Below are 21,217 nucleotides of genomic sequence, written 5' to 3'. Positions count from 1 at the left end.
TGCGGACCGGTAGGCGCAGTGTCGCGGCAATGCGGCGATCAGAATCGTGCCTCGGCTCGCATCGGCATACGAGTCGGCTGGATGAATGCGCCGATCGCAACCTCCTTCACCTTGCTGCCGGGAATCGTCCGGAAGCGCCAGCGCGCGGCGATGGTCGCGATCTGCAGCGTGATCTGCGTGAGCGCGAAGACGTTTCCCGGGCACTGACGCGCTCCCATGCCGAAGGGGATGTAGGTGTCGGGTGACATGCGTGCCCTGTTCTGCGGCAGCCACCGATCCGGGTCGAACCGCATCGGATCGGGGTGGAAGGCCGGATCGCGGTGTACGGCGATCGGGCAGGCGAAGAGCAACACCCCGCCGGGGATCTCGACGTCACCGAGGGTCGTCGGCTCGGTGATCTGCCGAAGCGTCAACCAGGGCGAGTACTTCCGCAAAGACTCCGACACCACACGCCTGGTGACATCCAGCCGCTCCAGATCAGCGAACTCGGCCGGTCGCCCGTTGGTGAGCACTGCGTCCAGTTCGGCATGCAGCGCCGCCTCCACGTTCGGATCGGCACTGAGTTCGTGGAAGATCCAAGCGAGTGTGGCCGCCGCCGCCTGGGTGCCGGCGACGAGGAAATTGAGCAGCTCGTCGTGCACCTGAGTGTCGCTGAGCATGGCGCCTGACTCGTCATCACGGGCTTGCAGCAGGGCGCCCAGCAGATCCCCCGGATCCTGCTCGGGATCGGCGGCCAGCTCCGCTCGTCGACTCGTGATGATGTTGCGGGTCACGGCTTTCAACTCGGCAAGCATCATCTCGAACCGGCGATTCGACGGCAGTGGCAGTCGGTCCGTCCAGGCCGGCCGGGTGCCTCGTCGCACGAGCAGCGTCATCACCGGCGGCAACAACCGGTGAATGTGCCCGGCCGTCTCAGCGCCGAGCGTGCCCTGGAACAGCGTCGCCGCCATGGTGCGCACGGCCAGCTCGTGCATCTCCTCGTTGAGGAGGATCTCTTGGCCGTCCCGCCAGGTCTGCGAGCACTCGGCTCCCTGCCGTGCCATGACCGACGCGTAGTGGGCGATGCGGGCTTTGGCGAACGCCGGCGCGATCAGCCGGCGTTCCTGGCGATGCCTCTGCCCCTGCAGGACGATCACGCCCTCGCCGGTCAGCGCCCTGGTGCGTTCGACCAGGACACCCTGATCGGAATGGGTGACAAAGGCTTTGCGTATCAGTCCGGGCTCGGTCACGACGTACCCGACGTACCCGCCGATCTTGATCCGCACCACCGGCCCGAGCGCTGACAGTGTCGACAGAAACTGGTGCGGGCGCCGTGCGAGGCGCAGCGCGTGGCCGAGCAACGGCAGGCTCCCCGGAGCGGTGGGAGCGCTGCGCGACGCCTGCCGTTCATTGATTGCCGTCACAGTGCGGATCTCCATCTGGTCGTGCCGGGACGAGCCCGAGATGCCCTCCCGGCGCTCAGGTACGGCGCGGGCGTCCGTGTGTGCTCCAGACCCTCATCGGCGGGCGGAGCCGTGCCCTCACGACAGGAGAATCGCCGCGGTCAAACCGAGCATCCCGACATCGATGCACCGGAAACCGAACTTCATGGCCTTCCGAACCTGGCCTTTGACGTTCCCTTGGTGATGCTGCACAGCGTGCATCACGACCACGGGCAGCAGCAGTGGCGCGGTCAGCGGGTTCAGGTCTCCCACCGTGAACAGGAGCACCGTGAGCACGACGCTGTAGCCGTACAGGAGCCAGATGACCCCCTGGAACGTCCGTGGGTTCAGCACGACGGCCAGCGTCCGGCGGTGCGCGGCCCCGTCTCCGGCGCGGTCGGCCACGTTGCCGTACGAGACCGGCATCAGGAACCAACTGCCAGTGAGCAGCCCGATCAGGACCGCGGTGCTGGTCACGGTATGCGCGATCATCAGGTACGGGATGACCGTGACGACGACCGTGAGGCCGGAGATGAACAACTCCAGCCCGCCGGGAACGTAGCTGAACTTCAGACCGCCGGAGTACTGCAGCGCGATACCGATCACGACTGCCCAGACCGCCAGTGCCAGCAGGACATTGATGCCCAACGACAGCGCCGTGGTGACGACGGCGAGGGTGGCGACCATGACGACGGTGACCACGAAGCCAACCGCCTGCCGCACCGTCAGCAGCCCCGCGACCAGGGGCTTGCGAATCATGGTCGGATAGTCGGCCGCGCCATAGTTCGCTATGTCGCAACCGTCCCGGAAGCCCATGATGTCGTCCATCGCACATGCCGAGCTCTGGATCGACAGCAACAGCAGCGGAACCAGCACCAGCGCCGGTATCGCCCCGTCCAGGGAAACCGAATCGGAGTACAGCAGCGCGAGAAGAATGATCCAGTGGTACAACCGATGGTAGACACGCAGCTTTCCAAGCTGCACATAGGTCGTCCATTTCGGCGCGGGTCGGGCAGGGTTCGCTGCTTCGGTAGGGACAGTCACGACACCACTCACTTCGGGCTTGCCGGAGATCCGGAAACATCGGCAATTCGGGCGGCGAGCACCGAGCGACGGATCTTCCCGGTCGCCGTCTTCGGCAGACTCGCGAAATCAACTACTACGGGGGAGTCAAATCCCGACAGATCCGCAACCGCTTCCCGCCACGCGTTCTCGTCGAAGACGCCCTCCCGGGTCGCCGCTACGGGCACGATCCGGCCGTTCTGCTCGAGCACGACGACCTCGAGCAGCCACGGCATCCGCTCCAGCAACAGGTCTTCCACGGCGATCGAGCTCGGCACCGTACTCACGCGGTCCACTTGGCGATCGATCAGCGTGAGCCGGCCGAAACGGTCCTTCTCGCCCCAGTCACCGGTGTCCCACCACCCGCCTTCGCTGCGCCCGGCGCGCGCGGCCTCCGGTCGATTCAGGTAGGTGGAGAACAGCGCCTTGGTGCGCACCTGAATGCGCCCCGGCGTACCCGCGGACACCTTGGCTCCGTCGGCGTCGACGATCCGGATCCGGGTGACACCGGGAACTCCCCGGCCCACGGGATGGCCCTTCATCCTTCGGCCGAGATCACTGCGCTTATGGCTCCGGCTGAACCCCTTCACGTGCATACGAGCCGAGATGGCGCCCAGTTCGGACTGGCCGTACAACTCGAAGAAGGCAGCGAACTTTCGACCGCTGCCGCGCAGAAAGCGCTGCACGGTGGCCGGATGCAGCACGTCGAACGTGGCATAGAACCATCTGACCGATCGGAACACGCCCGCGTCGGCCAGGTCCTCCCACACCATGTACGTGTTCGGAACCGTCTCCAGGAACGTCGGGCGCCACGTCCCCACGATGCGGCTGACGGTCACCGGATCCGTGCCGGCCAGCAGAATCAACGGAGAATTCCGCCGCAACGAGAACAGCAGGGCGACCACCGTGGCGCCGTGCGAGGGCGACAGGGCGAAGACGGAGTATCCCTTCATGCGGAAGACTCGGTGCCCCAGCGCACGCAGACAGCCATGATAGTCGATCACAGCTCTCGTGTACTCGACGAGCTTGGGCACACCGGTCGTTCCCGACGTGTGCGTGACCACGTACGGCGCCGAATTCGGCAGCGCCACGGCAGGGGTCGTCCGCGGAGACACGGTCGCCATCCGCCCGGCCTGCACCGACCAGTCGTCCAGCCGCCGACCGTCCCCGACAGCGGCATACGACGCGACACGTGTGCCCGTGGTGATCACCCGGCCGACGCCCGTGGTCGGAGCCAGCATGTGCCCGACTGTTTCGGCATCCAGGGTCGGGCTGATCAGGATCGGGACCGCGCCCACCGCAGACAGACCGGAGACCACCACCAGCACATCCACAACGGAGTCGAGCCATACCACGCACCGGTCACCGACACCGACGCCCTCGGACTCGAACAGCGTCGCCGCCCGTGCCGCCGCGTCGGCGATGTCGCTCGGGGCGATCTTGTCGTCCTCCGCCGCCACCGCGATCGGCTGGTGGTCGACGATCCACGGCTCCGCGTCCCGCCGCACTGCCATCAGCTCGTCGAAGAGCAGACGATGATTGCGCGCCATGATCCCTCCCATGCATCGTTGTTCTCGAAGTCCGCGGTTCGGGGAAGAGCCGGAGACCGGTGATCCGGCGCAGCCGCCGTACGCGTCGGCCGAGCCTTCAGGTACCGGTTCGGTGTTCCATCGAGACGTCAGCGAACTGGTGCGTTTCCGGCCGCTGGGTTCTTGGCACCGCGGACCCACTGGAACGAGCCCTTGCGACGGACGTGGACGTCGGTGAGCCCATGTGCCGCGAACATGCCGGGGAGTTCGTCGTCGTCGAAGTAATGGACTCCACCACCCGGCAGCGCCGACATCAGCTTGGCCGGACCGTGCTTGGTGCTGGGGATCATCACCGTGAGGACGCCACCCGGCCGCAGCACGCGGACCATCTCCGCGAGCGCGGCAGCACGATCCGCGACGAGTTGCAGCACGGCGGTGGAGACCACCCCGTCGACGCAGCCGTCGTCGAAGGGCAGCCGGCCCGCGTCGGCCAGCAGGAACCCGACCCGGGAGTCCGTGCACGCTCTGGCCGCCCTGGCCAGCATCGGCGCGGAGACGTCGACGCCCAGGACGACGACATCCCCTCCGGCGCTGTCGGCCAGGACTCCGGTGACATGCCCCAGCCCGGACCCGACATCGAGGATCACGCCGTTGGACGGCAGCACCAGCCACTCGGTCGGAGTCCGGGATCCCTTCAGCACTGCCCGCACCAGCGCCTGGGCGAATTGATAGACACCCGCGCCGGCCTTGGAGGCCCAGAACGCCTGGATTCCTGCGCCTTCCGCGTCGGCGATGCTGCCGGGTGGTTGCCGAAGGGTATCGAGGTAGCCGTCCTGGACGAGCGGATCGATCCCGCGCACGGCGAGCAGCTCGGTCGCGCGTCGCAGTGCGGGAGGAAGGTCGGTTCGCACGGTCATGACGCCACGGTCGCGGAGAGGGCTGCCCGGTCGATCTTGCCGAGCTTGGTCCGCGGGATGGCGTCCACGGTCCACAGCCGGTCCGGCATCTTGTGCCGCGCGAGCGACGTGCGCAGGGCGGCCTTCAACCCCTCCAGATCGATCGGGGCGCCCGGATCGGCCGACACCACACAGGCACCGATCGCCTCACCGAGCACCTGGTCGGGGACGGGGAAGATCGCTGCGTCGGCCACGGCCGGCAGCGCCCCCAGAGCCGTCTCGACCTCGACGCACGAAACCTTCAGACCGCCCCGGTTGACGAGTTCCTTGGTCCGACCGCGAACGTGCAGCCGGCCCTCGTCGTCGACGATCCCGAGGTCACCGGTGTGGTACCACCCGTCGACACCCACGCTCTCCTGTCCCCAGTAACGCACCGGGACCTTCGCGCGGTACACGATCTCGCCGAGCACGCCGCTGGCCACGGACCCCGTACCGTCGAGCGCGACGATCTCCACGTGTCCGTCGGCCGGAGTGCCCGCCGGCCCGTCCATCGGCCGGCGACCGACCGAACCGGCCTCGATGTCCGCGCGGTCGGTGGTGAAGGTGTAGAAGCCCTCCGAGCAGCCGTAAATGAACAGCATCTCGACACCGAGGACGGCGTACACCTGCTCCAACAGCGCCGCGGGCAGCGGTGACGCGGCCGAGACCCCCCACCGCAGCGAGGACACGTCATGGCGCTCGCCGTCCAGACGGTCGAGCATCATCCGGAGATGGGCCGGAGTCCCGGGCAGCACCGTGACCCGCTCCGCCGTCACCAGATCCAACGCACCGCTCGGGGAGAACCGGTCCATGACGACCAGACGGCCACCGCTGGCCAGTCCCATCAGCGTCATCTTGAGGCCGAAGCCGTGGGCCATCGGCGGGTAGATCAGCCAGACGTCGTCGCTGTTCGGCCGCATCGCTTCCAGGAAGGCCGCGGTCTTGGACCACAGCGCCCGGTAGGTCTCGACCACCAGCTTCGGCCGGCCCGTCGTACCGGAGGTCATCAGCAGCAGCGCGATCCCGAGATCGTCCATGCCGGTGCAGTCACGCGGCGCGTCCGGCAGATCGGCCGTGTCGTCCAGCAGGTCGGCGAAGGTCGTTCCCACCGGCTCATCAGTGCCTCGCACGATGGTGTGAATCTTCGGAAACGCCTCATGCACCGTGCGCAGCGGTTCCATGCCGTCGTCGGCTCCGGCCCGCGGCTGGTACAGCAGGGCGACGGCATCGGTGCGATCGACCAGCGACACCAACTCGGGTCCGGTCAGATCGTGGTCGACACCGACGAATACGATCCGCGAGATCCACGCCGCCACCATGGAGATCAGGTATTCCGGAGAATTGGGCAGCTGGCAGACGACACGGTCCTCGGCCTGGATGCCGAGCCTCTGATAGGCCGCCGCCATGCGCTCGACACGGTCCCAGAACTCACGGTAGGTCAGAGACCGGCCCTGGAAGGTGAGGGCAGGCTGGTCGGCCCGCTCCTGGCATACGGCGTGCAGCGTCGCGATCAGTTCGTTCACAGGATGTTCCTCGATATCGATGTGTGGACTCACCGACTGGCGTCGATCACTCGAACACCCACGGCGCTACCGGTGCTTGCCCGCCGTCCTCGAAGGGCTCGAACAAAGGCGCAAGTCGCTCGTCATGAACCAGCGCATCAAGGTCACAAAGGACCTCGGCAGCTGGAATACCGGCCTCGACCAGGACCTTCTCCCAGTGCGCGGCCGGAGCCTCACGGAGTCGCTCCGAAAGCCTCTCGTCGTTCCCGTCGTGCAGCGACATCCCCAGCGCTTCGCCCAGAATGCGGCGGTCGGCACCCTCGGCAAGGGTGATCGCCAGGTAGCCGTCGGCGGTTTCCAGTGGCTCATCCAGGAGGTCCCATCGCGGACGGCCCGCTGTCCGCCGCGACGCCTCACGGTCGGAACCGACCTGGGACTGCAGGGCCATCGACCCGCACAGCAACGACGTCTCGGACTTCCAGCCGTGGTTCCGGCGCTCGCGCTGGAGGAGACCCGCCAGAACACCTTCACAGGTCACCAGGGCGCCGAAGATGTCGCAGAGCAACACACGGGTGGTTGTCGGCCGTTGGGAGTCCGGCGTATTCGTGTCAGCCAACCCTGTGTAGGCCTGCACCATGAACTCCGTACCGAGCACATGGTCCCGATCGACGTGGGGAGCCCAACCGGATGCCTCGGCGAACACCAGTCCGGGCTGAACACGCGCCAGTTCTTCCGCGGTGAGCCCCCACTCCCCGGCCTTACCGGGGCGCCAGTTGTGGAGGAACACATCGGATTCCGCGATCATCTCGCGGAGTTGGTCACGCCCTTCCGGGCGCGCGACATTGACAGCTGCCCGTCCCTTGCCGCGATGGTAATAGGCCCCCATGCCTCCGATGTCGCCCTGCGGCGGTTCGATCCAGGTGACCTCGGCACCGAGCATGCGCAGCAGGAGCCCGGCCAGTGGGCCCTGGACGCGGGTCGTGGCCTCCACGACCCGTATACCGCTCAGCGGGAGGGGATGTGCATCGCCCGGCCGGCTCGCGGGTACCGGCGCGGAGCGTCCCCGGCCCTGTGCGGCCAACGGCGTCAACCCGGGATGACCGGCCGACCAGCCAGGCCCAGCGGACACCTCCGCATACGTCCGCAACGGCGACAAGCTCAGCCTGAACTCGTCGGCTGCCGCGCGTATCTGAGACCACGGTGCGGACGACGCCGCGATGTGCAGGTCGCCAGGAAGTACGCAGTGCCCCTTGACATATCGATACTGAAAAATGGGCCAGGACCGGCCCAGAACGGTGCCGTCCACGCCCAGGCTCCGCCAGAAGCCGGCCCAGCGTTCGGGATCGAACGTCTCGATCTCGAACAGTTGGCCATCCGTGCTGGCAAACGGCGGCGGGGAGCCGCTGCCGCGCATCGAGGGCGCCCAGTCCTCCGGTGATGTGGCCTCACCGATGTACTGACCGGCCAGAATTGTCGCCGCCCGCAGCACGGATGTCCGCACCGTCTCGATGTCGATTCCACGAGAACGGCCGATCTCGGCAGCCAAGGCACCGTGACCCGCCAGCAGACCACATGCGGCGGAGGCCACATCCAGGCCGAAACGGCGAGGGCGGCCGGCCTCCGCGCCATTCACGAACATCAGCCCAGAAAGCGCCTGCATCACGGCTTCGCTCGCTGGATTTGCCGAGGGTATTCGTGATCCGCCGTACCACGATATGTCCACGCTTTCCAGCAGCGGACTCGCCGATTGCTCTGCGGAAGCGGCCAACCAGGGCGCAACGCGAATATCGAACACCTTCTGGGCGAGGTCCATCCCATTCATCCTTTGACTATCGAAGACATGCCTGCCCTGCGTTCGAGGGAGCAATTCATTGATCCCACCTCGGAACTCCTGATCAGCGAAGAAGAATTTAGCAGTAGCCGGCGATTGCAGGGAGCCGACAGGTATCGCGTAGATGGCTGGGTGGGGCCATGACCGCCTTCGGCCACACCAGAGCCTCGCGGTCCGCTTGGTCACAGACCCATCCGGGTCAGCACGGCATCGCCCAGCGCGGTGCCGCGACGCCCGAGGTCGAAGGGCAGGTCGAAGTGGTCGCGCCCGGCCACCGTCAGATCGACGGGTCGCAGGCCGCGGTGCGTCAACGCGTTCACGAAGTCGACGTGCTGCCGGGCGTATTCGGCGGTCTCGGCGGCACCCCTCGCGACGATGACCTTCGACGTGGCAAGCGGGAGATGGTGGATGGGACTGTTGGCGGCCGCCGCGGATCCGTCCATGCGCACCTTGTCGTTGACGTAACTCAACCGCACCGGCTCGAGGTCGTAGACGCCGCTGAGCAGCACCGCCCCGGCGACGTCCAAGGGCTCCTCCGCGGTGGCGCACAGCGCCATCGCCACAAGGTGCGCTCCCGCCGAACTGCCGCCCGCGAAAAGGAGGTCGCGCCGGGTACCCAGCTCCGCGGCGTGGGACGATATCCACCCCAGGGCCCGCCGTATTGCTGTGACCATTGATCCGATGCCGTGGTTCGGTGCGAGACCGTAGCCGACGGCAATGAATCCCGCACCCTGCTCCACCAGGTCGGGAGCAGCGAACGCGGACGCCTCCTTGTTCATCTCCTGCCAGTGACCACCATGTACGAAAACGAACAGCGGGGCCTGGGGACGTCGCGGCGGATAAAAGTCCAGCAACTCCGCCGCGCCGGGCCCGTAGCGAACGTCAAGCCGGTGGTCAAGGATTTCCCTGGCCCGGTCGCTGCCTGTCGCATAACGTGTAAGATGCGCAGAGAATTGCGGCGCGCAGGAACTCGGGGAATATTCCCGGTCGAGTTCCTCCTGGGTCATGTCGCCATAGACATACATCTCGTTCTCCTCATCGACCGAAAGAGGTAGCCCATGCCTACCGCAAGGGATGCCAAGGATCTCGACATGGCAGATCCGCTGTATTCGCGGCGAGAAAAGTTTCTGCTGCCGGAAGAGATCGTCTACTTGGACGGGAACTCACTGGGGGCACTGTCCGGCCGCGTCCCGGCCACGTTGGAGACGGTGGTTCGCGACCAGTGGGGCGATCACCTGATCACGGCATGGACCAAGGACGACTGGTGGGGCGCACCGCTGCGGATCGGCGATCGCATCGGCCGCTTGCTCGGAGCCGCACCCGGTCAGATCGTGGTGGGCGAGTCGACCTCTGTTCAGACGTTCAACGCCTTGGTCGGAGCTGCGCGCCTGCGACCCGGGCGCAGGATGTTGGTCACGGACCCGGACCACTTCCCCACCAACCGGTACCTGGCGGAGTCGGTGGCTCGCCTGTGCGGGCTGGATGTCGTCGCTGTTCCGGTGCCCGACGTGCACGGCTTCCTGCGGGAGCAGGGCGAGCAGGTGGCTGTCGTCTCCTACGGAGCCGTGGACTTCCGCACCGGACGGTTGTGGGACATGGCAGAGGTCACCGCCGCCGCTCACGCCGCGGACGCCGTGGTGGTGTGGGACCTGTGCCATGCTGCGGGCGCGCTGCCTGTCGCGCTGGACGACCAGGGCGTCGACATCGCCGTGGGCTGTACGTACAAGTTCCTGTCCGGCGGTCCTGGCTCCCCCGCGTTCATCTATGTGGCGCGCGGGCATCACGACACCTTCGAGCCGCCGCTCACTGGTTGGCATGGGCACGCCCGGCCGTTTCACATGGAGCAGGGCTTCGAGCCGGCGCCCGGCATCTCGCGGACCAGAATCGGTACACCCCCGGTGCTCTCTCTTCTCGCTCTCGAAGCGGCCTTGGAGGTTTTCGACGGCGTCGAGATGGCCGAGATACGTGCCAAGAGTCTGTCGCTCGGCGACTTCTTGATCAAATGCTTCGACCAACACCTGGCGTCCTTGGGTTTCGAGCTGGTGACTCCGAGGGAAGGCGCTCTGCGGGGCAGCCAGGTGACGGTGGCTCACCCGGACGCCCACGCACTGATGAGGGCCTTGATCGCCAGAGGAGTCATCGGGGACGTGCGGCCCCCGAACATGCTGCGCTTCGGCTACAACGCGCTGTACGTCTCGCACGCCGACATCCACCGAGCGGTGACGACGTTGCGCGATATCGCGCTCTCCGGTGAACACCACGACCCCCGATTCGTGACCCCGACGCTGATCACCTGACAGGCGGCGGACAGTGCTGGGGTCGGACGGCCCCGCCCGACCCCAGCACCGCTGTCGGGGGCCCAGACCTCAGCCCTTGTAGGCCTCGATGACTCCATGAGGTGTCCAGGAGTCGATCGTGATCCTGTTGGTCCTGGAGAACCCGCAGTGCCGCAGCCACTCCTCGTAGTCCCGCCATGGATAGAGGGTGCTGCCGCGGAAAGGCAGCGTGGAGAAATAGACGCTGTCCAGTCCGGCGTACAGCGGACCGGTGCCGTCGTCGTCGGAGAAGGCATTGAAGATGAGCACACGCTGCCCGTCGGCCATCGCGTCAAAAGCTTTGCCAAGCAGAGCCTTGTTCTGCTCCGGAGTCCAGATCACCAGCTGGTGCGCGAACAGCACGCAGTCATAGCCGGTCGGATAGGCATCGTCGAACAGGTCCGCCGCATGGGTGTCGATGCGATCGGCCAGGCCATGCTGGGCGATCTTCTCCTTGGCGACGTCGAGTGCGCCGGGTCGGTCCAGAACGGTGATGCGCAGATGCTCGTGGGCCGAGGCGAGGGCGATCGCGTTGACCGCGTCCCCACCGCCCACATCGAGCACCCGCTGGACCTGTGAGTAGTCCACGCCTTCGAGCAGCACCGGGTTCGACAGGGTCGACCAGGAGTTCATGCACCGGTAGAACAGCTGCTCCAGGCCCTCGGTGTTGGCCAGGCGGGTGTAGAGGTCCTGTGTGTCGCCGGGGAAGTGGCGAATGCCGATGTTCTCACCCGTGCGCAGGGACTCCGCGTAGTCCGCGGCCGGCAGGTAAGCGATCTTGGCTTGGAACTCCACGACGTCCCGCAGCACCGGCCAGCTGCCTTCGCGGAACTCTTCCTCCACGATGGCGCAGTTTCGGTAGCCGTCCGGGCCCTTTGTCGTGAGACCGAGCGACGTCGTCCCCAGCAGCAGTACCTGGGCCGAGTGCGTGCTCAGGCCAGTACCGGTCGCGATGGACTCCGCGGAGGCGCCCGGTGCGCTGTGCAGATACTCGAAGAGCCCGAGCTCGCACGCCGCGTTGAGTTGCTGGAACGCGGCATGTCCGAACAGGACGGGCACCAGTCCGCGCATCGTCAGGGTAGGGGCGGTGGTCACGACCAGCCCTCCAATCTGAATGGTTGGGATCGGGAGTCAGAGGAGTGTGCGGACAGTCCACAGTTCGGGAAAGAAGCGGTGCTCGTTCACCGACCGAAGCCAGTCCAGGCCCGCCGTGCCGCCCGTTCCCGGCTTGCTGCCGAGCATGCGTTCCACCACCAGGAGATGCGTGGCGCGCCAGTGGGAGAACTGATAAGACACCTCGGTCAACAGCTCCGCGACTCGATGGGCCTGCCTCCAGCGAGTCGGCTCCTGGTAGACGGCGAGCCACGCCTGTTCCACGGCCGGGCTGGGCGTGTACGGCGCGCCGGGCTCACGCTCGTAGACGCCTCGTGGAATCGTGGCTCCCATGCGGACCAGTAGGCTCAGCGCTTCGTCGTAGAGACTCGGGGCATTCAACGCCTTTTTGAGTTCCGGATAGAGGTCCATGTAGCGGGAACACCGAGCCACGGTCCGAGGGTCCTTGTTGCCGAGTGTGAACTCCAGCGCCCGATACATGAAGGACTGAGTGCCGGATGCCTCGCCGAGGATGTCACGGAACGCAAGGAACTCATCCGGCGACATCGCCGTCATCGTGTCCCATACGTTCACCAGCAGCCGCTGGACGCGCACGGCACGCGACAGGCTCTCGCACGCCTGGTCGACCTGGCTCTCGCGAAGCTGTTCGCGAGCCTGGTCCACCTCCACGAGTACGGCCCGGAACAGCAGTTCCTTGACATGGCTGATGAGAAGGAACGTCAGTTCCCGCGGAGAGTCGGATCGCGGTTGCTGCAATTCGTGCAACCTGTCCATGTGGGCGTAGGTGACGTAGGGGGGTGCGCCCTCACTGCCGTTCTGCTGCTTTGGACAGGAATTCGGCTGCTCCATGCGGGGTTTCTTTCTCCATGGGTCAGGCTCTGATGGACGCTTGTGACGTCACCTGATGCGGTCGGTGTTCAGCGAGTCAGTGCGTCGCTGGTGAGGTCCACCGGCCAGTCGAGCACGCGCGGCTTGGAACAGTCTGACGAAATCAGGGGCGATGCGGTCCGGCTTCTCGTAATGCCGTCCATAGCGCTGCTCGTATTCTGCGAACCAGATGTCGTCGGCGTGCAGGAAGAGTATGTCGTGCAAAGCCATGTTCCGTACCGCGAACAGCGGTACCGGCGACCTGTTGACGGGGAATCCGCTGTTGCGCGCTGCGGGCTCTTCGCAGGTCGGGTGGAACTGTCCCAGCATGAGCCCCCTGGCTACGACGCGGTCCTTGGTGAGTTGGTGCGCCTTGTCGATCAACCAGTAGGCATCGCGGGGCAGATCCGGCACCGCTACCAGCAACGAGTGGAGGTTGGAGTTCCGCGAGTCCCACTCGTGGGTGGCGAAATATTCAACCGCGTTGTCGACGGTGTCCACCATGTGCGAGAGGCCGAAATCCGGTCGCCATTCCGCGGTATGGAGCACGAGACAGCCGGCTCTCCGTGAGGGCTCGACGAACGGACACACAGGACCGCTGCGACCGAGCTCCGCATGGGGCTTGGTTATGTGGCCGGTCAGCCAGTCATCAATCAGCTTGGTTGTCTCTGCGGCTGGTTCTGTCAGCCTAACGTCAATGTCCGGCACTGTATCGCTTTCAAGTCGTGTAGGGCGGTCCGGGTCCTCCTGTGGGGGACTTCCCGTAATGGTGCTCAACAGGCAGAGGAAGGGGCGGCGCGCGCTTGCGCGAAGCACAGGGTTCGCCGCTTCATGGACGTGGTCTGGTTTCCGTGCAATGACCCGGGGCCACGTTCCACGATTCCCGATAGGTAGCCGCAGTTCAGGTATGACTTTGCCAGATACCGCCCATGGGGAATAGCTCTGTTATGACCGATGGCGGCCATGGCCACCTACGGACACACGGGCGCCGAGGCGTCGTTTCGGGATGCCGGGACCGCGATTGACCGAGTGATGAACCGCTCAGTATCCTCTGACGGATGACCGCCCCGGCCCCCGAACGGCGACGGGCTCCGAAGATGAGCCCGCAGCTGCGCCGCCAGATGATCGTCCGATCCACCCTCGCACTGATCGCGGAGCACGGCCTGGCAGTGACCACTCGTCAGGTAGCCCGCTCCGCCGGCATCAGCGAAGCGACGATCTTTCAGGTCTTCGCCGACAAGCACGAGTTGCTCAACGCCTGCATGACCGAGACCGCGCGCTCCGACGATGTCCTGCGCGAGCTTGCCGACATTCCCTTGGACGCCTCAGTGACAGCGCGTCTCCTCGCGGCTGCCGGAGCGCTGGAGACGTACCTGACGCGCATGGGTACGGTGGTCGCTTACCTGGAGGCGGTAGGGCACACCAGGGCGCGGCGCGAGTCGACCGCCTCCACCGCTGGAATGCGGGAGGTCCGCGAGGCCGTCGAGTCCGTCGTCGCCTCCCTGGCGGCCCTGCTGGCCCCCGAGGAGGACTCCCTGCGACTGCCCCCACTGCAGATAGCCCAAGCCTACTTCGATCTGCTGTTCGCCCGCTCCCGGGAACTCGACCGCCCGCTGCGCGACTCGCAACTGCCGGACCTCGTGCAGCTGCTCGTTCACGGCGCTCTCGTCGCCGGTTCGCCCCGTCGATGAGATGGGACGCCGGTCCGGCAGGGCCGAACCATGGGTTGCCTCAGCGACGCAGATCACCAACCGCGTGCCTTCATGGAGTCTGCGGCCCTGGGTAATGTCAGCCTCACAACCCAAAGTTACCGCTTAGTAGTTCTCGAACTCTCGCTCTCGCAGGCCCGAGGAGCCCTCATGCAACTCACCGCGATCATCGTGTCGCTGGTGCTCGCCATGGTCGGTGTCGCACTGTTCGGCCGAGCCATCGCGCAAATCTACCGCTTCGTGAAACTCGGCCAGCCGGTCCCCGCCGGACTGCGGACCAACGATCCGGTCGCGCGGACACTCACCGTGGTCCGGGAGTTCCTCGGCCACACCCGAATGAACAGATGGGGGATCATCGGCATCGCCCACTGGTTCGTCGCCGTCGCCTTCTTCAGCCTGCTTCTCACGCTCGCCAACGCCTTCGGGCAGCTCTTCCAGCCCGACTGGATGTTGCCGGTCATCGGCGAGTGGCTGCCGTACGAGCTGGTGGTCGAGCTGTTCGGCGCGACGATGACCCTGGGCATCCTCACCCTCATCGTGATCCGGCTGCTCAGCCTGCCCTCCCGGGCCGGTCGCAAGTCCCGGTTCGCCGGTTCCAAGGCCTGGCAGGCGTACTTCGTGGAGTACGTCATCCTCACCATCGGCCTGGCCATCCTCACCCTGCGCGGACTGGAGGGGGTGCTGCACCACGTCGAGGCCTACGATCCGGCGTACTTCGCGTCGTATCCCCTCGTGCTGGCCTTCAAAGGGCTGAGCACTGGCGCCCTGCAGAACCTCGTCTACCTGACGGCCTTGATCAAGATCAGCGCATCCTTCATCTGGATGATCACGATCTCGCTCAACACCAACATGGGTGTGGCCTGGCACCGCTTCCTGGCGTTCCCGAACATCTGGTTCAAGCGCGAGGCGAGCGGCGGCACCGCCCTCGGCGCACTCCAGCCGATGGCCTCCGGCGGTAAGCCGATCAACTTCGCCGACCCGGGCGAGGACGACGTCTTCGGCGTCTCCCAGGTCGAGCAGTTCTCCTGGAAGGGCCTGCTGGACTTCTCCACCTGCACCGAGTGCGGCCGCTGCCAGTCGCAGTGCCCCGCCTGGAACACGGGCAAGCCGCTCTCCCCGAAGCTGCTGATCATGTCGCTGCGCGACCACGCGCACGCCAAGGCCCCGTACCTGCTGGCCGGCGGCGGCAAGACCGTGGAGGGCGAGGAGAAGGCCTCCGAGGAGCAGCTGAAGGACGTCCCGGCCGCCGCGCTGGCCGAGGCCGAGCGTCCCCTGGTCGGCACGCTGGAGGACAACGGCGTCATCGACCCGGACGTGCTGTGGTCCTGCACCACCTGCGGCGCCTGCGTGGAGCAGTGCCCGGTCGACATCGAGCACGTCGACCACATCGTCGACATGCGCCGCTACCAGGTGATGATCGAGAGCTCCTTCCCGTCCGAGGCGGGCACGATGCTCAAGAACCTGGAGAAGAAGGGCAACCCCTGGGGCCTGGCCAAGAAGCAGCGCCTGGAGTGGCTCAAGGAGGTCGACTTCGAGATCCCGGTCGTCGGCAAGGACATCGAGGACCTCACCGAGGTCGACTACCTGTACTGGGTCGGCTGCGCCGGCGCCCTGGAGGACCGCGCCAAGAAGACCACCAAGGCCTTCGCCGAGCTGCTCCACATCGCGGGCGTCAAGTTCGCGATCATGGGCGGCGACGAGAAGTGCACCGGTGACTCCGCCCGGCGCCTGGGCAACGAGCCCCTGTTCCAGGAGCTCGGCATGGAGAACGTCATGGCGCTGAACATGGCGTTCGGCGAGGAGACGGACGACGAGGGCAAGGTGACGCCCGAGTCGGCGAAGCCGAAGTCGTCGAAGAAGATCGTCGCGACCTGCCCGCACTGCCTCAACACCCTCGGCAACGAGTACCCGCAGCTCGGCGGCGACTACGAGGTCATCCACCACACCCAGCTGCTCCAGCACCTGGTGGACGAGGGCAAGCTGATCCCGGTCACGCCGGTCGAGGGCATCATCACCTACCACGACCCGTGCTACCTGGGCCGCCACAACAAGATCTACACGCCGCCGCGCGAGATCATCGCCGCCGTCCCCGGCGTCCGCAACGAGGAGATGCACCGCCACAAGGAGCGCGGCTTCTGTTGCGGCGCCGGTGGTGCGCGGATGTGGATGGAGGAGCGGATCGGCAAGCGCATCAACAACGAGCGCGTCGACGAGGCCCTCTCCCTCAACCCCGACATCGTCTCCACGGCCTGCCCCTTCTGCCTCGTCATGCTGACGGACTCCGTCAACGGCAAGAAGAACGACGGCAAGGCCAAGGAGTCCATCCAGGTCGTGGACGTGGCACAACTCCTGCTGGACTCGGTCAAGACCACCCCCACCGACGAACCCGAAGGCGGCGACGGCCAAACAGCCGCCCAGCCCCAACCGCAACCGGTCAAGTAAGCCGGTGACCTGAACCCGCAAGGACATCCGTGACGGCCGGGACCGCACCACACGGTCCTGGCCGTCGCCGTATCCACGGCCGTAAGCCTCTCGCTACCCGTACACGCTGAGCTGCCCCGACAAGCGCCTGACGGGGGCCGGCCCCGGCTCTCGGCCACTGTCCTCAGTGACTACGGGCTCGTGTTCTGATCGACCGCAGCAGCCGGGCCAGCGGCCTGACGACGCCACAGATCCGCACCAAGGGCAAACCGACCCGCCCGATGCCGACGCGCCGCCACGGGGCCTGGCGTACTCGGACTTCGCCGTCCTCTTCAGCAGCGTGTCGGGCGACGCCGACCCTCTGGTCACGGAGCGGGCAGGGGTGCGGAAACTGCGTAGCTGCCGGATTCGTGGTGCCGGTATCGTCCGGTCTCCCGACCCGCCCTACGTTCAGAGAGCGATGCAGATGACCAGCCGGCAGGCAACGACGACCCTGTGGCGCCCCACCGGCCCCAAGGAGCTGGATCTGGTTCGCGAGCTGAACTGGCGTGCCTGGCCGCCCCGGCTGCCCGAGCAGCCGATCTTCTACCCGGTCCTCGACGAGGACTACGCGGTCAGGATCGCGAGGGACTGGAACGTGAAGCACGATGGCGCCGGCTTCGTCACTCGTTTTGAGGTCGAGTCGGATTTCTTGAGCCGGTATCCCGTCCAGCAGGCCGGCGGGCAGACGATCCTCGAGCTCTGGGTTCCGGCCGAGGAGCTGGACGACTTCAACGCCCACATTGTCGGCGAGATCCGAGTGGTCCACGAGTTCCGCTGAGACGGGAAGGCTTGCTGACGGACCTGCTGGTCGCGGGTGAGATGCGGCAGCTCGCTCCGCTGTTCGCCGACACCCGCCTGGTCGTCGTGGTCGGCCGGCCGCTCGCAGGAAACCGCAACGACTGCAGGGCCTGGGAGGAATCCGGCGCCGAAGCCGCCATCGGCAACACGCTGACGATCGCCGACGGCGGCTCCCCCGGCACCGGACTCGTCATGCCCCACCGTCGACGAAAGGGCGAAGACCTGCCCGAGTGGAAGCAGGCGCACAACACGTCCCACAAGCAAGTCCGGGCCCGCGTCGAACACGTCTTCGCCCGCTTGAAGACCTGGAAGATCCTCCGCGACTGCCGCCTCAAAGGCGACGGCGTCCACCACGCCATGCTCGGCATCGCCCGGATGCACAACCTCGCCCTCGCCGGATAGGCCAGCGCACCGCACAGCGACCAGCCCCGACCGAGGCAACTCGAAGGTCATTTACGGGACAGTCCTTAGCTTGACTCTGTCGGGGATCTTGGAGTTGTCGAGGTCAGGTTCCCAGGGTGCGCCAGGATTTCGGCCGGGGTAGCTGCCTCTGGTCGAGGTAGTTCTGGAAGGCCGTTGGTCGGCGGGGTGCGAGGGCTTCCTCAGCCGGTGACAGCCCGCCGAGGCGCTCGATGTTGACGGCGATGGCCGTCAGCACGTGCTGGACGTGGGCTTTGCTCTGTCCTCGGTAGCGGCAGCGCCGCATACCGTGTCCGTGGGCGAACTCGTTGACCGTGCCCTCCACTCCGGAGCGGACCGCATAGCGGGCCTTCCACTCGGGCGTCTGCTGTTCGGCACGGACGCGGAGTTGCAGGTCACGGAGCTCACGCGGGGGAAAGCCCACGGTGCGGGCGCTGTCGGCGGTGCTGGTGCACTGGGCGCGGGCCGGGCAGGGACGGCACTGGCTCTTGGTAAACCGTGCCACGATCAGTGGGGCCGCGGTGGGCGAGGATGTCGGGTAGGGGCCGTGCCAGCCCGCGCTGACCTGCCCCTGCGGGCAGGTGACCTGCTGACGGTCGAAGTCGATGTGGAAGTCGTCCCGGGCGAAGCCCTCGCCTCGGCGGTGCTGGTGCGTGGGGTTGGTCTTCAGCGGACCGGAGACGGTGACCTGGTGTTCACGGGCGGCGTGTTCGAGGTGGGGCAGGGAGGTGTAGCCGGCGTCGACCAGGTGCTCGGCGGGCAGCAGCCCGCGGCGGGCCAGGCGGGTGTGGATGCCGGGCAGGACCTGGCTGTCGTGGGTGGTGGACGCGGTGGTGGCCACGTCCGTGATCACGTTGGGGCCGTCGGGAGCGCAGGTCTCGGTCAGATGGGCGGCGAACCCCTTCCAGCTGATGATGTGCCCGTGCCGTGCATAGCGGGCCGAGGTGTCGTAGGGCGAGACGACCGCCCCCGACGACGGCGGCAGACCCGCCCCGCCTTCCTTCTCGGCGGTGCGCCAGCGCAGGTGCCCAGCAGCATCACGGTGATAGTTCTGCACCATGATCTGCCGCAGGGCCTGAACGCGGGGACCGGACATGCGGTCCGCTCCGTACCGGTAGAGGTGTTCCAGGAGCCGGACGGCGTCGTTTCCGGTGGCAAGGATCCTGGTCATGGGCTTGGTGGGGTTCTTGCCCAGGCGGACCGGCCGGCCGTAGCGCAGCCCCCAGTCCTCGTCGACCAGCCCGTCCAGCAGGTGAGGGGAGATGCCCGCGATCTCTTCGAGTGCGGCGCGGACCGCCTCGGTGATCAACTCCAGGCGGGTCAGGTCGCGCACCGCGGCCAGGACGTGGGTGGAGTCGGTGCGCTGTGTGGTGCGCTCGCGCACCAGTCCGGCCTCCTTGAGACGGGCCAGCGCCAGGTCGAGAAGACGGTCGGCACGGTCGTCCTCGGTAAGGCGGTCGCGGAAGTCGGCCAGCACGCTGTGGTGGAAGCCTGGATCGTCCAGTTCCATGGCCATCGCGTACTTGAAGTCGATGCGGCAGCGGACCGCCTCGGCGGTCTGCCGGTCCGACAGGCCCAGCAAGAACTGCAGTACGCAGACGGTGGCCAGCTGAGCGGGCGAGAGACCCGGCCGTCCGTCCCTGGGGTACCAGTCGACGAAGTCCTCGTCGCGCCACAGCCCGTCCAGCCGGTCACGCACCCATATCGCCGTCGTGCCGCCCGGGTTGCTTGCCCGCGCGATCTGCGCGGTCAGAGGCGGAACGTGCTCACCGGAACGGGGGCGCAGGGACAACGGGCACCTCGACAGCTGCTTCGGTCGGCAGAACTACCCGAGCATGCCCGTTGACCATGCTGCCGCACCGGGAAACTCCAAGATCCCCGACAGAGTCAAGTTAGCATCGACGCCGAACAGCCCTGGAGGACTCCCGCATGACCCGGACCACGCCACCGCGCCCCGTCGACATCGAGGCGGTCTTCCGCGCACTCGCCGCCCACCGGCGGACCGCGACACGGCTGCACCCGCGCCCCGGCGCGCCCAAGCCGGATGAGAGTTCGCTCGCCGGGCCGCTGCTGTGGCCGGCCGACGAACCGTGGCCGGTCTGCACCGCGGTCCACCCCAAGGGCACGGGCCACCTCCTGTCCGACGTGCGCCTGCGGCGGCGCATCCAGGAGGAGGCGCGAGGACGGGGCTACACCGAGGAGGAGCGGCTGGTCCTGGACGGCATGGCCTCCGGTCTCCACGTTCGGGATCTGGGCGATGCCGATCCGCTGCCGCTCCTGGCCGTCGCCCAGCTCTACGCGCGGGACGTGCCGGACCTCGTCGGGCCCGACGGATGCGATCTGCTCCAAGTGTTCTGGTGTCCCTTCGAGGTACACGGCCCGGACCGCACGATCGACGTGATCCTCAGGTGGCGGTCGGCAGAGGATGTCGGCACCGTACTGACGACGCAGCCCGAACCGCCGGTCGCCGGCCGTGAGGAGTGCGTACCGACCACCTGCGTCCTCCACCCGGAGCAGGTCGTGGAGCACGAGTACCTCGGCCTGCTGAGCGAGGACCTGCAGCAGGGGATCGCCGAGTGGGAAGAGGGCCTCCTCGACGAGGAAGACGCCGAAGACGCCTGCGACTCCTCAGCTCCGGCGAACTACGCCAACTACGAGGAGTACGAAGCGGCCATGGCCGCCGCCCGCGCCGAGGAGCCGGACGAGATCGACTACACGAGCGACCTCTCCATCGCCCCAGGCTGGAAAGTCGGCGGCTACGCCTCCTGGCACCTGACCGATCCCGCCCCCCTCGACTGCCCCCAGTGCGGGACCCCGATGCCGCCGCTGCTCACCGTCGACAAATGGGAGTGCGACGGCGCCTCGCGGAGCTGGATGCCCATCGAGGACCGGACGGATGACCCGGGAGTCATCGATCCCGTCAGTGTCCATCTCGGCCGCGGCCAGATGCGCGTCCACACCTGCCCGACCGACCCAACCCACCCACACCGTCTCAGCTTCCAGTGACCCCCCTCAGGCCGCATGGCTGCGAACGGACGCTCGACCCGGCCAGAAGAGCATGGGGTGGAAGGCCCCGACAGCCGCCGTGTCCGCCGAAGGTGCTCAGCCGACGTCCCCACGGCCCCGCCACCCTGTCGACGCCCCGGAGCGCGGGCGCGTCCGACCCGTACCGGGAACCAGCGGTCCACGATTCCGCCGGTGATCAGCGCATTCGTGTTCCACGCGGGGAGCGGCCACCGCCCGGCCAGCAGT

Annotated in this window: 16 protein-coding genes and 1 pseudogene; 6 read left to right on the top strand and 11 right to left on the bottom strand. The window is 67.0% G+C overall.

Translation table 11 applies throughout. The features are described 5' to 3' along the window. Positions 1-38 precede the first annotated feature (38 nt). The 7 genes from O7595_RS07550 to O7595_RS07520 form a co-directional block, all read right to left on the bottom strand. The gene (locus O7595_RS07550) at positions 39-1,403 is read right to left on the bottom strand and encodes a cytochrome P450 (protein WP_269727958.1); all 1,365 of its coding nucleotides are present in this window, start codon (positions 1,401-1,403) and stop codon (positions 39-41) included. A 117-nt stretch (positions 1,404-1,520) separates the two neighbouring features. Then, a complete protein-coding gene (locus O7595_RS07545) occupies positions 1,521-2,465 on the bottom strand; it encodes a UbiA family prenyltransferase (RefSeq protein WP_269727957.1) in 945 nt (314 codons plus the stop codon). 8 nt (positions 2,466-2,473) lie between these two features. Beyond that, on the bottom strand, positions 2,474-4,033 hold the full coding sequence (locus O7595_RS07540) for a class I adenylate-forming enzyme family protein (RefSeq protein ID WP_269727956.1): 1,560 nt from the start codon (positions 4,031-4,033) through the stop codon (positions 2,474-2,476). A 128-nt stretch (positions 4,034-4,161) separates the two neighbouring features. Next, entirely contained in the window at positions 4,162-4,929 is a 768-nt protein-coding gene (locus O7595_RS07535) for a methyltransferase domain-containing protein (RefSeq protein ID WP_269727955.1), read from the bottom strand. Further along, positions 4,926-6,470: a class I adenylate-forming enzyme family protein gene (locus O7595_RS07530; RefSeq protein WP_269727954.1), complete on the bottom strand. Its 1,545-nt coding sequence runs from the start codon at positions 6,468-6,470 to the stop codon at positions 4,926-4,928. The genes O7595_RS07535 and O7595_RS07530 overlap by 4 nt, the downstream gene beginning before the upstream one ends. A gap of 46 nt (positions 6,471-6,516) precedes the next feature. Further along, complete coding sequence (locus O7595_RS07525; protein ID WP_269727953.1) at positions 6,517-8,262, bottom strand: CoA transferase; 1,746 nt, start codon at positions 8,260-8,262, stop codon at positions 6,517-6,519. A 200-nt stretch (positions 8,263-8,462) separates the two neighbouring features. Next, positions 8,463-9,305, bottom strand: coding sequence for an alpha/beta hydrolase (locus tag O7595_RS07520; RefSeq protein WP_269727952.1), 843 nt, complete (start codon positions 9,303-9,305; stop codon positions 8,463-8,465). A 33-nt stretch (positions 9,306-9,338) separates the two neighbouring features. On the opposite strand from O7595_RS07520, the gene kynU reads away from it, so the two are divergent. After that, positions 9,339-10,577 carry a kynureninase gene (kynU, locus tag O7595_RS07515; RefSeq protein WP_269727951.1) on the top strand — a complete coding sequence of 413 codons (1,239 nt, stop codon included), beginning with the start codon at positions 9,339-9,341 and terminating at the stop codon, positions 10,575-10,577. 69 nt (positions 10,578-10,646) lie between these two features. Here kynU and O7595_RS07510 read toward each other — a convergent pair whose 3' ends face one another. From O7595_RS07510 to O7595_RS07500, 3 genes are read right to left on the bottom strand one after another with little or no spacing between them, the layout of a single operon-like run. Beyond that, positions 10,647-11,690: a methyltransferase gene (locus O7595_RS07510; RefSeq protein ID WP_269727950.1), complete on the bottom strand. Its 1,044-nt coding sequence runs from the start codon at positions 11,688-11,690 to the stop codon at positions 10,647-10,649. A gap of 36 nt (positions 11,691-11,726) precedes the next feature. Beyond that, complete coding sequence (locus O7595_RS07505) at positions 11,727-12,557, bottom strand: tryptophan 2,3-dioxygenase (protein WP_269727949.1); 831 nt, start codon at positions 12,555-12,557, stop codon at positions 11,727-11,729. Between the two features lie 48 nt (positions 12,558-12,605). Further along, positions 12,606-13,283, bottom strand: a complete 678-nt coding sequence (locus O7595_RS07500) for a DUF6875 domain-containing protein (protein ID WP_332328128.1) — start codon at positions 13,281-13,283, stop codon at positions 12,606-12,608. A gap of 350 nt (positions 13,284-13,633) precedes the next feature. Between O7595_RS07500 and O7595_RS07495 the strand changes: the two genes are divergently transcribed. The 4 genes and pseudogenes from O7595_RS07495 to O7595_RS07480 form a co-directional block, all read left to right on the top strand. Then, positions 13,634-14,266: a TetR/AcrR family transcriptional regulator gene (locus tag O7595_RS07495; protein WP_269727947.1), complete on the top strand. Its 633-nt coding sequence runs from the start codon at positions 13,634-13,636 to the stop codon at positions 14,264-14,266. A gap of 168 nt (positions 14,267-14,434) precedes the next feature. After that, positions 14,435-16,726, top strand: a complete 2,292-nt coding sequence (locus O7595_RS07490) for a (Fe-S)-binding protein (protein WP_269727946.1) — start codon at positions 14,435-14,437, stop codon at positions 16,724-16,726. Between the two features lie 445 nt (positions 16,727-17,171). Continuing rightward, positions 17,172-17,525 carry a hypothetical protein gene (locus O7595_RS07485; protein WP_269732411.1) on the top strand — a complete coding sequence of 118 codons (354 nt, stop codon included), beginning with the start codon at positions 17,172-17,174 and terminating at the stop codon, positions 17,523-17,525. A gap of 65 nt (positions 17,526-17,590) precedes the next feature. After that, positions 17,591-17,947 (top strand): annotated as a pseudogene (locus O7595_RS07480) (transposase); the annotation flags it as partial. A gap of 103 nt (positions 17,948-18,050) precedes the next feature. Here O7595_RS07480 and O7595_RS07475 read toward each other — a convergent pair. Then, the gene (locus tag O7595_RS07475; protein ID WP_269727945.1) at positions 18,051-19,757 is read right to left on the bottom strand and encodes an IS1182 family transposase; all 1,707 of its coding nucleotides are present in this window, start codon (positions 19,755-19,757) and stop codon (positions 18,051-18,053) included. A 137-nt stretch (positions 19,758-19,894) separates the two neighbouring features. Between O7595_RS07475 and O7595_RS07470 the strand changes: the two genes are divergently transcribed. Beyond that, positions 19,895-20,971, top strand: a complete 1,077-nt coding sequence (locus O7595_RS07470) for a hypothetical protein (RefSeq protein ID WP_269727944.1) — start codon at positions 19,895-19,897, stop codon at positions 20,969-20,971. Positions 20,972-21,217: the final 246 nt, after the last annotated feature.

It is taken from the genome of Streptomyces sp. WMMC940 (genome assembly GCF_027460265.1).
Lineage (GTDB): Bacteria > Actinomycetota > Actinomycetes > Streptomycetales > Streptomycetaceae > Streptomyces.
Note: the sequence above shows the minus strand (reverse complement) of the source record. Positions and strands in the feature narration are given on the sequence as shown.